This window comes from Sphingopyxis sp. 550B, assembly GCF_057401805.1.
The window spans coordinates 3,795,185-3,808,516 of the sequence record NZ_CM171610.1; the positions used below are offsets into that span (position 1 = coordinate 3,795,185).

The following is a 13,332-nucleotide window of genomic DNA, read 5'->3' on the forward strand; positions in this document are numbered from 1 at the left end:
GGAAGCGGCGGAAATCATCTCTACTCTTGGTTCAACCCTCGAAGCCGTTCCGTCCTGCCGCCACCTCGGCGCCGTAACGGTGATTCCAGCATGCCCTACGCGAAAGCCATGGCCAGCGACAAGGAAATCATGGCATTTGTCGCCGGGAAGAGTTAGGCGCGCGTGCCATGGATTCCAAGCATAACCAACCCGCCTCCTATACCTATGCCCAGGCCGGGGTATCGATCGAGACCGGCAATGCGCTGGTCCGTGCCATCGCCCCGCTCGCCCGTGCGACGCGCCGTCCCGGCGCCAATGCCGACCTGGGCGGCTTCGGCGGCTTCTTCGACCTCAAGGCCGCGGGTTTCAGCGACCCGTTGCTCGTCGCGGCGAACGACGGGGTGGGCACCAAGCTCAAGCTCGCGATCGAATCGGGGCGGCACGAAGGCGTCGGCATCGACCTTGTCGCGATGTGCGCGAACGACCTGATCGTGCAGGGTGCCGAGCCCCTGTTCTTCCTCGACTATTATGCGACAGGCAAGCTCGACAACGATGTCGCGACCGCAGTCGTCGCGAGCATTGCCGAAGGATGCCGGCAGGCCGGATGCGCGCTGATCGGCGGAGAGACCGCCGAGATGCCCGGCATGTATGCCGAAGGCGATTACGATCTCGCGGGTTTCTGCGTCGGCGCGGTCGAGCGCGACCAGGTGCTGACCGCCGACAAGGTCGCGGCGGGCGACGTGATCCTCGGCCTTGCGTCCTCGGGCGTGCATTCGAACGGATTTTCGCTCGTGCGCCGCCTCGCCGCCGACAAGGGATGGAAGCTGGGACGCCCGGCGCTGTTCGATCATGACGTGCTGCTGATCGACGCGCTGATGGCGCCGACGCGCATCTATGTGAAGAGCCTGCTGCCGCTGGTGAAGAGCGGCAAGTTCCACGCGCTCGCGCACATTACCGGCGGCGGGCTGCTCGAGAATATCCCGCGCGTGCTGCCGAAGACGCTGCATGCGCATGTCGATGCCGATGCGTGGGATCAGCCGCGGCTGATGGCTTTCCTGCAGGCACAGGGGAATATCGAGCCCGAGGAAATGGCGCGCACCTTCAACTGCGGGATCGGCATGGCGGTGGTGGTGGCGGAAGCCGACGCCGCCGACGTGACCGCGGCGCTGGAGGCCGCGGGCGAGACGGTGCACCGGATCGGGCATATCGCCGAGGGCGAGAAGGGCTGCACCGTGTCGGGCGGGTCGGAGACGTGGAGCGCGATGGCGGCATGGTCGGCGACGCATCATGGCTGAAATCCTCCCCACGCGTGGGGAGGTGGCAGCCGCGCAGCGGCTGACGGTGGGGGCCATCGTGGCCCGCCTGCGTGGCTTGGGGACGCGAGCCCCCTCCACCGCTTCGCGGTCCCCCTCCCCGCAAGCGGGGAGGATTTGATGACGAAAGCCCGCGTCGCCGTTCTGATCTCCGGCACCGGCACCAACATGGCGGCGCTGCTCTATGCCGCCAAGGCCGACAGTTGCCCGTTCGAGATCGTCCTCGTCGCGAGCAACAATCCCGACGCGCCGGGCCTGACGCTGGCAGCGGCCGAGGGCATCGCGACCTGGGCGCAGTCGCACAAGGGCATGGGCCGCGATGCCTTCGACGCGCTCGTCGATGCGCAGCTCCGCGCCGCAGGGTCCGACTATGTCGCGCTCGCGGGCTATATGCGCATCCTGAGCGCCGATTTCGTCGCGCGCTGGGAGGGACGGATGCTCAATATCCATCCCAGCCTGCTTCCCAAATACAAGGGCCTCCATACGCACCAGCAAGCGATCGACGCCGGCGACGAGTTCGGCGGATGCAGCGTCCATGTCGTGACCGCGGCGCTCGACGACGGGCCGGTGCTGGCGCAGACGCCAGTCGCGATCCTGCCCGGCGATACCGCCGACAGCCTCGCCGCGCGGGTGCTGATCGCCGAGCATCAGCTCTATGCCCCGACCCTCGCCGCCTTCGTGATGCGCGAGGCGACGCCCGACTATTGGCTTGCCCGCGTGCGCGAACTGGCAATGGCGATGCCCGAGGCCGAGGAGACGCTGTCGCACGGCATGCCCTGCTTCGGAATCGTCAAGGGCAAGAAATTCGCCTGGTTCAGCCACGATCACCACGGCGACGGTCGCACCGCATTGCTCGTCAAGATCAGCGGCGCCGAGGAGCAGGCCCTGCTGATCGAGCAGGACGCGGAGCGGCATTTCCGTCCCGCCTATTTCGGCGTCGGCTGGATCGGCATCCGGCTCGATACCGGCGACAACGACTGGGACGACCTCGGCGCCCGGATCGCGCGAAGCTGGCGCGCGGTCGCGCCGAAGAAGCTCGCCGGGCTGATGGCGGCCGCGGACGAATTCTGACGCCGGGCGGATTGCTGCTGGCCTTTTCGGCAAAAGCGGGGTGAATGAAGGGCGATGCGGTCCGACATCGCCTTCGTCCTGACGATCCTGTGGATCGCGGTCTATGCGACCGTGATCGCGCGCATCCTGCTGCGCCCGCAACGCGAGCCCGCCTCGCGCCTCGCCTGGCTGATCGCCGCGATCGCGGTCCCGGTGGTCGGCGTCGTCGCCTATCTGCTGCTCGGCGAAGCACGGATCAGCGCGAAACGGCGCGCGCGATACCGGCAGATCGAGGCGCATCTGCCGCACCCGAGCGAAAAGGCGGCAGCGCGCAGAAAGCTGGCGAAGACGCCTTATGCCGCGCCCTTCGCGCTCGCCGAGACGGTGAACGCCCTGCCCCCGACGCTGGGCAATCGCGCGCATCTGGCCGCCGACGGCAATGCGGCGATCCGCGAGATGGTCGCCGACATCGACGCGGCGAAATCGACCGTTCACCTGTGTTTCTATATCTGGCTCGCCGACAACAACGGCTTTCGCATCAAGGATGCGCTGATCCGCGCCGCGCAGCGCGGGGCGAAGGTGCGCGTGCTGGCCGACGCACTCGGCTCGCGCGGTTTCATCCGATCGGCGCATTGGATCGCGCTGCGCAACGCCGGGGTCGACGCGCGGATCGCGCTGCCGATCGGCGGGCTGGTCTGGACGCTGATCCGCGGCCGCTTCGACCTGCGCAACCACCGCAAGCAGCTCATCGTCGACAACCGCATCGCCTGGTGCGGCAGCCAGAACCTCGCCGATCCCGAGTTCCGCATCAAGTCGCGCTATGCGCCCTGGGTCGACATCATGACGCGATGGGAAGGACCGGTCGTGCGCGACTGCCAGTTCGTCTTCGCCGCCGACTGGGAATCGGAGCATGGCGACGACATCGGCGACCTGCTGGGCGATGCGGCCGAGCCACCCCCCGCCGCCGATCCCGGGATCGCGGCGCAGGTGATCGGCACCGGCCCCAACCTGCCCTATCCCGCGATGACCGCCTGCTTCACCTCGCTGATCCACGCCGCGCGGCGCGAACTGGTGATCACCACCCCCTATTTCGTGCCCGACGAACAGCTGATCTGCGCGCTGCTCGACACCGCGCGGCGCGGCGTCGCGACGACGATGATCCTGCCCCGCCGCAACGACAGCCGGATCGTCGCCAATACCAGCCGGAGCTATTACGAGCCGCTGATCGCGGCGGGCGTGCGCCTTTACGAATTCGGTCCGGGCCTGCTCCACGCCAAGACGATGGTCGTCGATGGCGAGGTGGCGCTGATCGGGTCGGCGAATCTCGACCGGCGCAGCTTCGAACTCAACTTCGAGAATAATATCCTGTTCGCCGACCAGCGTTTCGCCGCCGATATCCGCGCCCGGCAGGATGCCTATCTGGCGCAGTCGACCCCGGTCACGGCGGAGACCATCGCGAATGTCGGCACGGTGCGCCGCCTGTGGCAGAATCTGGTCGCGACGCTCAGCCCGCTGCTGTGACGCGTAAGGAAAAGGCCACCGGATCGCTCCGGCGGCCTTGTCGAATATCGCCGAAGGCCTCGCTCAGCCGACGATTTCTTCGGGCTTGAAGAAGAAGGCGATCTCGATCGCCGCATTCTCGTCGCTGTCGCTGCCGTGGACCGAGTTCGCCTCGATGCTCTCGGCAAAGCTCTTGCGGATCGTACCTTCGGCGGCGTCGGCCGGGTTGGTCGCGCCCATGATGTCGCGGTTGCGCTTCACGGCGTCCTCGCCCTCGAGCACCTGCACGACGACGGGACCAGAGGTCATGAAGGCGACCAGATCGCCGAAGAAGGGGCGTTCCTTGTGGACCGCGTAGAAGCCCTCGGCCTGCTCGCGGGTCATGTGGATGCGCTTCGATGCGACGACGCGCAGCCCGGCGTCTTCGAGCGCCTTGGTGACGGCGCCGGTCAGGTTGCGACGCGTCGCGTCGGGCTTGATGATCGAAAAGGTGCGGGTGACCGCCATGGGGAAAGCTCCTGCCTTGCTGTGTCTGGAATGCGCGCGCCTCTAGCCGCGCTTTTGCCGCACCGCAAGAAAAGAGCGAAAGCCGCGCGAGCCGCGGCGATCAGCCGCCGGTGCTATAGGTGACGGTGCCGTTGACCATATCGCCCGCCTGGGTCGCCGTGACCTGGATCCCCGTCTTGTCCGCGCCTTCCTTTTCGGCGCCCAGCATCAGCGTGTCGCCCGCCTTGACCTCGGTCGTCACCTTCATGCCGGCACCCTCGGCCTGCTTGCGGAAATGGGCGATGACGTCGGCCGCCTTCGCCTTCGCCTCGAAGCTCGCCATGCCGCCGTCGCCGTCCTTGCCCGAGGCGGCGAAGCCCCCGGTCATCTTCGCACCCGGAAAGGGCGCGATGCCCGCCGGCAGCTTCGCATTGGCGGCGCCGCCGCCGAAACGCATCTCGCCGTCCTCGGTCCTGATGCTGATATTGCCCTCTTCGCCGTCGGCGCTGCTGGTGATCTTGTAATCAGTCTTTTCGCCGGTGTCGGGATCGGTGACGGTACCGCTAGCGACCTCGGTCTCGGATTTCGATCCGCAACCCGCCACGAGCAACGCAGCGGCAGCCGCGACACCGAGGGGAAGCGAAGAGAAAAGGCGCGTCGTCATCATGATCCTCCTGCTGGCCGGCAGGCTATCGGACGGATTCCCGCCTGTCACCCCCGGTCGATCGTGACAGACCCTGACGAGCGCGGCGCAGCGTGTCGGTGATGGCCGTCACACGACGGGTCAGGGTCCCTCGGACCAGCGCCCGCGCTCGTCCTGCTTCCAGAAATGAAGCTCCACGCCATCGGCCTTGCCCAGCGCGCGCCACGTCGCGCGGGTATCGTCGATCCGGCTGTTGTCGAACAGCAGGAACACGCGGTCGAAGCCGAGCGCCTCGTCGCGCCACGCGCCATCGGCAAGCGCGACGAGCCGCGCCCCGTTCGCGGGCGCCGTATCGAGCGTCCCCGCCAGCAGGATCGGCTCGATCGCCTCGTCGGGCGATCCGGCGGCGCCGTGCGGCAGGAAACTTGCTGGCTGGAGCGTCCACAGCGCTTCGTCGATCGCCTGCCGCTGCATCGCCGACGCGGCGACCACCAGCAGCCGGTCGCCGCCGTCCAGGATGCGCGCCGCGATCGCGGGAAGCACCCGCTCGACCGGATCGCGGGTCAGCCGATAGAAATCGACGCGGGCCACCTCGGGCTTCAGCCCTCGTGATTGTCGGCGATATAGCGGTCGAGCAACCGCACGCCGTAGCCGGTCGCGCCCTTCGCCCACACCGGGCCGTCCTTGTCGGCCCACGCCATGCCCGCGATATCGAGATGCGCCCAGGCGACGCCTTCGCCGACGAAGCGCTTGAGGAATTGCGCCGCGGTGATCGACCCGGCCTCGCGCGGGCCGATGTTCTTCATGTCGGCGATCGGGCTGTCGAGCAGCTTGTCGTAGGCCGGCGACAGCGGGAAGCGCCACAGCTTGTTGCCGCTCGCTTCGCCCGCTTCGATCAGTTTCGCCGCCAGATCGTCGTCGTTCGCGAACATCCCGGCATATTCATGGCCGAGCGCGATCACCATCGCACCGGTCAGCGTCGCGAGGTCGACGATCACCTTGGGCGAACAGGCCTGCTGGACCCAGGCGATCGCGTCGCACAGCACGAGGCGGCCTTCGGCGTCGGTGTTGAGAACCTCGACCGTCTGGCCCGACAGGGTGGTGACGATATCGCCGGGCCGCTGCGCGTTGCCGTCGGGCATATTTTCGACCAGTCCGATGACGCCGACGACATTCGCCTTCGCCTTGCGCCCGGCGATCGCCTTCATCGCGCCCGCGACCGCGCCGCCGCCGCCCATGTCCCATTTCATCATGTCCATGCCGGGGCCCGGCTTCAGGCTGATGCCGCCGGTGTCGAAGGTGACGCCCTTGCCGACGAAGGCGACCGGCGCATCGCCGGAATTGCCGCCGTTCCAGCGCATCACCAGGAGCCGCGGCGGACGCGTCGAGCCCTGCGCGACGCCGAGCAGCGCGCCCATGCCGAGCGCCTTCATCTGCCGTTCGTCGAGCACCTCGATCTCGACGCCGAGGTCGGAGAGATGCCGGCAGCGCTCGACGAAGCTTTCGGGATAGAGGATGTTCGGCGGCTCGGCGACGAGCGTCTGGGTCAGCGCGACGCCGTCGGCGACCGCCGACTGGCGCCCCCAGCGCGCAGACAGGTCGCCGGCGGGCGACGCGATGACAACCTTCTGCAGGCTGGGCTTCGCGGTGTCGGCCAGCCGGGTGCGATAGGTGTCGATCCGCCAGTTGCGCAGCTTCACGCCCATCGCAAAGGCGAGAATGTCCTCCTCGTCGCTCTGCCCGGCGCTCGCGAAATCGACATGCACCGTCCCGACGCCGCTCGTCTGCAACCGTGCGGTGAGCGCCGCGCCGCCGCGTTCGAGGTCGTGCGTCGTTCCCTCGCCGATCCCGACGAGCAGCAGCCGCCTTGCCTGATCGCCGTCGATCGCCGCGGTCTCCGCCACCGTGCCCGCCGCGCCGTCGAACCGCGTCTGAGCCGCGAGCGCCCCGAGCAGCGCGCCGAGCGCGGAAGCGCCCCCTTTGCGGACCGGAAAGGCGACAACGTCGGCGGACGCAGCGATTTGCGCGACAAACTGAATGTCCATGGACCTACTTTCTTATGCGACGATTGATTGGAACGTGCCGGACCGATAGGGGTTTCGCCTGCGAGTTGCAAAAACAAAGCAGCCGATCCAGTCCGGGCGGACGCTAGCGAGATGTGGGACAAAGGGATTCGATGAACTGGGCTTTGTTCCGACCGACGACGGGTGTGCAGGCCTTCGGGCTGGCGACCGCGAGCGGCCTTGCCCTGTTCGCAAGCCAGGCGTTCGCGCAGCAGGCGCGCGAAGCACCGTCCGCCGCCGCGCAGGACGAACCCGACCTCCAGACTCTCGCGGCGTCGCCCGTCACGACCGACGCGCCCGCTCCGGCGGATGAGCAGCAGATCGGCTTTGCCGCCGACAATCTGAACTACGACACCGACAGCGAAATCGTCGTCGCCGAGGGCAATGTCGCGATGAACCGCGACACCATATCGATGCGCGCCGACAAGGTGACGTGGAACCGCAAGACCGGCGAGGTCGTCGCCGAGGGCGACGTGGCGATCAAGAATCCCGAAGGCGACACCGCCTATGGCGACCGCATCGTCCTGACCGACAGCCTGCGCGACGGGGTGGTCGAGAATCTGCTGGTCGTGCTCGACAACGGCGCGCGGCTTGCAGCGGTGAAGGGCACCCGCTTCGACAACGGCAATATCGAGCTGGAAAACGCCGCCTATACGCCCTGCCCGGTCGAAGACGCGGCCGGTTGCCCGAAAAAGCCGAGCTGGCAGATTCGCGCCGTGCGCGTGCTGTACGACCGCACGAAGAACAAGGTGCGCTACAAGGGCGCGCGGGTCGAGATCTTCGGCCTGCCGCTGATCCCCCTGCCCGGATTGAGCCATCCGGCGAACAGCGAGGCGGGCAGCGGCATCCTGGTCCCCGAGGTGCGGGTCGACCGGACCAACGGGTTCGAATTCGCCCTGCCCTATTACCTGCGCCTCGCGCCCGACCGCGACCTGACGATCACGCCGCACCTCTATACCGGCGCCGCGCCGATGCTGGAGGGCGAGTTCCGCGCGCTGACCGATATCGGCTCGTTCCGCATCAACGGCTATGCGACCCACAGTTCGGTGGTACCGCTCGTCGGCGCGCCGACGCGTTCGACCAAGGAATTCCGCGGCTATCTGGAAAGCGCGGGCAAGTTCCAGTTCGACCCGCGCTGGAGCCTCACCTATTCGGGCCGCATCGCGAGCGACCGCACCTTCATGCGGCGCTATGACATCAGCCGCGACGACCGGCTGCGCTCGACCTTCGAGGTCGAACGGATCGGCGGGCAAAGCTATCTGTCGATCGCGGGCTGGGCGACGCAGACGCTGCGCGTCAACGACGTGCAAGGGCAGCAGCCGGTCGCGCTGCCGATCATCGACTATCGCCAGCGGCTCGACGATCCGTGGCTCGGCGGGCAGTTCGAGCTGCAACTGAACACGCTGGCGATCGGGCGGACGGCCGGACAGGACACGCAGCGCGCCTTCGCCGGCGCGCGCTGGGATCTGCGCGGCCTGACGGGGCTGGGGCAGGAAATCGCGCTGACCGCCATGGTGCGCGGCGATATCTATCACAGCGACGAGAATCTGCTCACCGCCATTCCCGGCTATCGCGGCAAGTCGGGCTGGCAGGGGCGCGGCATCGCCGCGATCGCCGCCGACATGCGCTGGCCCTTCATCGGCGAGCTGCTGGGCGGTACGCAGACGCTGACCCCGCGCATACAGGTCGTGGCGACCCCGCCGCTCAAGAACCTCGACATCCCGAACGAGGATTCGCGCGCCTTCGACCTGGAGGACAGCAATCTCTTCGCGATCAACCGCTTCAACGGCTACGACCGGTTCGAGGACGGCGCGCGCATCACCTATGGCTTCGAATGGAACTACAGCCGCCCCGGTTTCAACATCAACACGGTGATCGGCCAGAGCTATCGCCTTTCGGACAAGCCCAGCCTGTTCCCGAACGGCACCGGCCTGACCAACCGCACCTCGGACATCGTCGGGCGGACGACCGTCGCCTATCGGGATTTCCTGCGCCTCACGCATCGCTTCCGGCTCGACAAGGACAATCTGGCGGTGCGGCGCAACGAGTTCGACGCGACGATCGGCAGCCAGTCGACCTATGCCGTGCTCGGCTATTCGCGGCTGAACCGCGACATCCTGCTGCTCGGCGAGGATCTGCAGGACCGCGAGGAGGTGCGTGCCGGCGGCCGCGTCGCGGTCGCCCGCAACTGGTCGCTCTTCGGTTCGGCGATCGTCGACCTTACCGGCAAGAAAGACGACCCGAGCGCCACTTCCGACGGGTGGGAGCCGATTCGACACCGGCTCGGCATCGCCTATGACGACGATTGCCTGTCGATCGCGCTGACCTGGCGCCGCGACTATATCGACACCGGCGACGCGCGCCGCGGCAACAGCTTTTCCTTCCGTATCGCGTTCCGCAACCTCGGTTTCTAGGCGCGGCCCGCTCAGCTTGCGTTCAGCGACGCGCGCCTATCCGAAGGACGAACGGGTCCGAACGGCCGATTGCGCTGGACCAGCAGGCATTCCGGCTGATACGGAGCGTCGCGATATTTCTCGAATAGGGTGAAGATGACCAGATTTTCGACCATGATCGGCCTGCTTGCCGTCGCGGCCGCGGGTATGACGCCGGTGCTGGCGCAGACCGTTTCGGACGATGAGACGCCGACCACCAGCCTCAACATCCCCGGCAACGTCCAGCTCTATGGCGATGCCAAGCCCAACGTCTATCGTCCCTCGGCGACAGTGAACGGCGAGATCATCACATCGACCGACATCGAGCAGCGGCTGGCGCTGATCCGCATCGCCAACAGCGACATGGTGCTGCCGCCCGAGGAAGAGCAGCGGCTGCGTCAGCAGATATTCAGCAACCTGATCGATGAAAAGCTTCAGATTCAGGAAGCGCGCGCCGCCGATATCACGATCGACGAGGCGATGATCGATCAGCAGTTCGCCCAGCTCGCGGCGCGCTTCCGGCAGACGCCCGATCAGTTCGCCGAATATCTGAAGTCCAAGGGATCGTCGGCGAGCGCGGTGAAGCAGCAGATCCGGGGCGAGTTCGCCTGGGACCGGTTGCTCGCGCGCAACGTCCAGTCGACGACCAACGTGTCGACCGAAGAGGTCGAAGCGGTGGTCAAGCGGCTCAACGAGGCCAAGGGACAGGACGAATTCCACCTTGGCGAAATCTATCTGTCGGCGACGCCCGAGAATGCCGCGGCGGTCGCAGATAATGCGCGCAAGATCATGGAGGCGCTGCGCAGCGGAGGGTCGTTCGCGGCCTATGCGCGGCAATTCTCCGAAGCATCGACCGCCGTCGTCGGGGGCGATCTCGGCTGGGTGCGGCCGGGCCAGCTTCCTCCCTCGATGGCGCAGGCCGCGGCGCAGATGGAGCCCGGACAGTTCGTCGGCCCGATCGAGGTGCCCGGCGGCATGTCGATCCTGCTGATGGTCGACCGGCGCCAGGTGCTGACCGCCGATCCGCGCGATGCGGTGCTCAGCCTCAAGCAGATTTCGCTCAACTTCGCGCCGGGCACGACGCCGGCGCAGGCAAGCGAACTGGCCGGCAAGTTCACCGAAGCGACGAAGACCATCGCCGGCTGCGGCGCCGCCGATGCCGTGGCACAGAGCCTTGGCGCCTCGGTGGTGGCGCGCGACATCCTGATGCGCCAGCTTCCGGCACCGCTGCAGGCGACGATGATGGACCTGCAGGTCGGCCAGACCTCTCAACCATTCGGCGCGGTCGACGAGGGGATCAGCGTCCTCGTGCTGTGCGGGCGCGATATGCCGCAAAGCGCGTCGGCCCCCGATCTGCAGCAGATCGAGCAGCGTCTGCTCGACGAAAAAGTGAACAAGCGCGCCCAGCGCTATCTGCGCGACCTGCGCCGGGATGCCGTGATCGAATATAGCTGATGACCGTCGTCCCTCATCGACCGCCGATCGCCGTCACCATGGGTGATCCGGCGGGCGTCGGTCCTGAAGTCGTGGCGCGCGCCTGGGTGGCGCGCCGCGAGCATAGCCTGCCCCCCTTCGTCGCCATCGGCGATGCGGCCGCGATCGCCGCCGTGTGGGACGGCCCCGTCGCGCGCGTCGGCGACATGGCCGAAGTGGTCGCCGCCTTCGCCGAGGCGTTGCCTGTCTGGCACCTCGAGGACAGCGGCGCGCTGACTCCTGGCGAACCGACCGCGGCGGGCGCCACCTGCGCACTCCATGCGCTCGAAACCGGCATCGGGTTGACCCGGACCCCGGCTGCATCGGCGCTCGTCACCGGTCCGGTGTCCAAGCATGCGCTGCAAAGCATCGGCTACACCCACCCCGGCCAGACCGAGTTCATCGCCGAACGCTGCGGCGTCACTGCGACCAACGCGGTGATGATGCTGGCGGGCCCGGCGTTGCGCGTCGTGCCGCTGACCGTGCATATCCCGCTCGCCGAGGTGCCCGAACGGCTGACGAGCGACCTGATCGTCGCCAAGGCGCGGATCGTCGCGCGCGGGCTGAAGCGCGACTTCGGGATCGCGCACCCGCGCCTCGCCATCGCCGGCGTCAATCCGCATGCGGGCGAAAGCGGCCGGCTGGGCGACGAGGAGACCCGGATCATCGTGCCCGCATTGGCGGCACTGGCCGAGGATGGACTGGCCATCGACGGACCGCTCGCCGCCGACGCGCTGTTCGCACCCGGCATCCGCGACCGCTACGACGCGCTGCTGTGCGCCTATCACGACCAGGCGCTGGCGCCGTTCAAGGCGCTGCATTTCCACGACGGCGTCAACCTGACGCTGGGGTTGCCGATCGTGCGCACCTCGCCCGACCATGGCACCGCCTTCAACATCGCCGGAACCGGCCAGGCCGATCCGGGGCCGACGATCGCCGCGATCGCGATGGCGGCGCGCATGGCCGCGATGCGCGAGGCCGGCTGCGCAGCCGCGAAGTGACGCAAGACCCGTCGCGTCCGCTGCCGCCGCTGCGCGAGACGGTCCGCGCGCACGGCCTGTCGGCTAGCAAGGCGCTGGGGCAGAATTTCCTGTTCGATGAGCAGTTGCTCGACCGGATCGCGGCGCTGCCCGGCAACCTCGCGGACGCCACGGTGTTCGAGGTCGGTCCCGGCCCCGGCGGCCTGACGCGCGCGCTGCTGCGCGCCGGCGCGCACGTGATCGCGGTCGAGCGCGACGCGCGCTGCCTGCCGCTGCTCGGCGAATTGTCCGAAGCTTTCAACGGGCGCCTGACGGTGATTTCGGACGATGCGATGGCGATCGACGCCGACGCGCTGGCGGGCGGCCCTTACCATATCGTCGCCAACCTGCCGTATAATGTCGGGACCGCGCTGTTCACCCGCTGGCTGGAGCCGCCCGCATGGCCGCCGCTGTGGCGGTCGCTGACGCTGATGTTCCAACTGGAAGTCGCCGAGCGCATCGTCGCGCCGGTGGGCACCGGCGCCTATGGCCGCCTGGCGGTTCTCTCCCAGTGGCGATCGAACGCGCGGATCGCGATGAAGGTCCACCGATCCGCCTTTACCCCGCCGCCCAAGGTGATGTCGGCGATCGTCCACCTCACCCCCAGCGACCAACCCCACGGCGTCGACCCGGCGCTGCTGTCGAAACTGACCGAAAAAGGCTTCGGCCAGCGCCGCAAGATGCTGCGGCAGAGTCTCAAAGGTCTGCCGGGCGCGGTCGAGGCGCTCGAACGCATCGGGATCGATCCGACGCGGCGCGCCGAAACGGTGAGTGTCGCCGAATGGGTTGCGCTGGCGCGAGTGCTGGGCGGCCAGTCGACCTAATTCTGTCCGCTCGGCGGGTTCGCCGTCGTCACCACTGGCTTGGGCGCGATCGCTTCGGCCGCAACGACGCGCTTCGACGCGCCGGCGTCGATCGCCTTTTCAAGCGCCGCGACCTGCGGGCATGCGTCCGAACAGACGCGGCGCGCGTCGGCAAGTTTCTCGCGCGCCAGTTCGAGCGCGCCCTTGTCGGCAAGCGCCTCGCCCTGCCCGGCCAGCGCGACGACATCATTGGGTTCGAGCAGCAACGCCTCGCGATACAGTGCGATCGCCTTGCCCGGCAGCCCCTGCGCGCGCGCCACCTGCGCGAGCGCGATGATCGCCGAGCGGTTGCGCGGATCGGCGGCGAGCGCCGATTCATAATAGTCGATCGCGCCATCGAGATTGCCCGCGCGCTGCGCATTCTCGCCCTCATGCTGGAGGGCGACCGAGCGCGGGAGAATGTCATTGTCGGCGCGCTGCGCGTCGGATGCGGTGGGCAGGCTGGCCAGTACAAGCCCGGCGCCGAGAGCCAGAAAACTGACGCGCATTGCATTCTCCCATCTTCGCATCC

Annotated in this window: 12 protein-coding genes; 7 read left to right on the forward strand and 5 right to left on the reverse strand. The window is 67.8% G+C overall.

Annotated features, from left to right (window positions below):
- The first annotated feature begins 167 nt into the window (after positions 1-167).
- The 3 genes from purM (at position 168) to cls (ending at position 3,863) form a co-directional block, all read left to right on the forward strand.
- Positions 168-1,274: a phosphoribosylformylglycinamidine cyclo-ligase gene (purM, locus tag AC2S9W_RS17545; RefSeq protein WP_475282765.1), complete on the forward strand. Its 1,107-nt coding sequence runs from the start codon at positions 168-170 to the stop codon at positions 1,272-1,274.
- A gap of 138 nt (positions 1,275-1,412) precedes the next feature.
- Positions 1,413-2,363, forward strand: coding sequence for a phosphoribosylglycinamide formyltransferase (gene purN / locus AC2S9W_RS17550; protein ID WP_486571353.1), 951 nt, complete (start codon positions 1,413-1,415; stop codon positions 2,361-2,363).
- A 54-nt stretch (positions 2,364-2,417) separates the two neighbouring features.
- On the forward strand, positions 2,418-3,863 hold the full coding sequence (cls, locus tag AC2S9W_RS17555; protein WP_475282767.1) for a cardiolipin synthase: 1,446 nt from the start codon (positions 2,418-2,420) through the stop codon (positions 3,861-3,863).
- Between the two features lie 63 nt (positions 3,864-3,926).
- On the opposite strand, the gene ndk is transcribed toward cls, so the two are convergent.
- The 4 genes from ndk to AC2S9W_RS17575 all read right to left on the reverse strand — a co-directional run bounded on the left by ndk (position 3,927) and on the right by AC2S9W_RS17575 (position 7,016).
- Positions 3,927-4,349 carry a nucleoside-diphosphate kinase gene (gene ndk / locus AC2S9W_RS17560; protein ID WP_067107570.1) on the reverse strand — a complete coding sequence of 141 codons (423 nt, stop codon included), beginning with the start codon at positions 4,347-4,349 and terminating at the stop codon, positions 3,927-3,929.
- Positions 4,350-4,449: 100 nt separating this feature from the next.
- Complete coding sequence (locus AC2S9W_RS17565; RefSeq protein ID WP_286749871.1) at positions 4,450-4,992, reverse strand: hypothetical protein; 543 nt, start codon at positions 4,990-4,992, stop codon at positions 4,450-4,452.
- A gap of 120 nt (positions 4,993-5,112) precedes the next feature.
- Positions 5,113-5,562 (reverse strand): DNA polymerase III subunit chi, encoded by a 450-nt coding sequence (locus tag AC2S9W_RS17570; RefSeq protein WP_076076116.1) that lies wholly within the window; start codon positions 5,560-5,562, stop codon positions 5,113-5,115.
- 8 nt (positions 5,563-5,570) lie between these two features.
- Positions 5,571-7,016, reverse strand: coding sequence for a leucyl aminopeptidase (locus AC2S9W_RS17575; RefSeq protein WP_067107579.1), 1,446 nt, complete (start codon positions 7,014-7,016; stop codon positions 5,571-5,573).
- A gap of 131 nt (positions 7,017-7,147) precedes the next feature.
- On the opposite strand from AC2S9W_RS17575, the gene AC2S9W_RS17580 reads away from it, so the two are divergent.
- The 4 genes from AC2S9W_RS17580 (at position 7,148) to rsmA (ending at position 12,782) form a co-directional block, all read left to right on the forward strand.
- Positions 7,148-9,448: an LPS-assembly protein LptD gene (locus AC2S9W_RS17580; protein ID WP_486571354.1), complete on the forward strand. Its 2,301-nt coding sequence runs from the start codon at positions 7,148-7,150 to the stop codon at positions 9,446-9,448.
- A gap of 135 nt (positions 9,449-9,583) precedes the next feature.
- Positions 9,584-10,921, forward strand: coding sequence for a peptidylprolyl isomerase (locus tag AC2S9W_RS17585; RefSeq protein WP_067107585.1), 1,338 nt, complete (start codon positions 9,584-9,586; stop codon positions 10,919-10,921).
- The gene (pdxA, locus tag AC2S9W_RS17590) at positions 10,921-11,940 is read left to right on the forward strand and encodes a 4-hydroxythreonine-4-phosphate dehydrogenase PdxA (RefSeq protein WP_076076122.1); all 1,020 of its coding nucleotides are present in this window, start codon (positions 10,921-10,923) and stop codon (positions 11,938-11,940) included. Before AC2S9W_RS17585 ends, pdxA begins: the two co-directional genes overlap by 1 nt.
- Positions 11,937-12,782, forward strand: coding sequence for a 16S rRNA (adenine(1518)-N(6)/adenine(1519)-N(6))-dimethyltransferase RsmA (gene rsmA / locus AC2S9W_RS17595; RefSeq protein WP_486571355.1), 846 nt, complete (start codon positions 11,937-11,939; stop codon positions 12,780-12,782). Before pdxA ends, rsmA begins: the two co-directional genes overlap by 4 nt.
- Here rsmA and AC2S9W_RS17600 read toward each other — a convergent pair.
- Positions 12,779-13,309, reverse strand: a complete 531-nt coding sequence (locus AC2S9W_RS17600; protein ID WP_067107588.1) for a tetratricopeptide repeat protein — start codon at positions 13,307-13,309, stop codon at positions 12,779-12,781. The genes rsmA and AC2S9W_RS17600 overlap by 4 nt on opposite strands.
- Positions 13,310-13,332 lie beyond the last annotated feature (23 nt).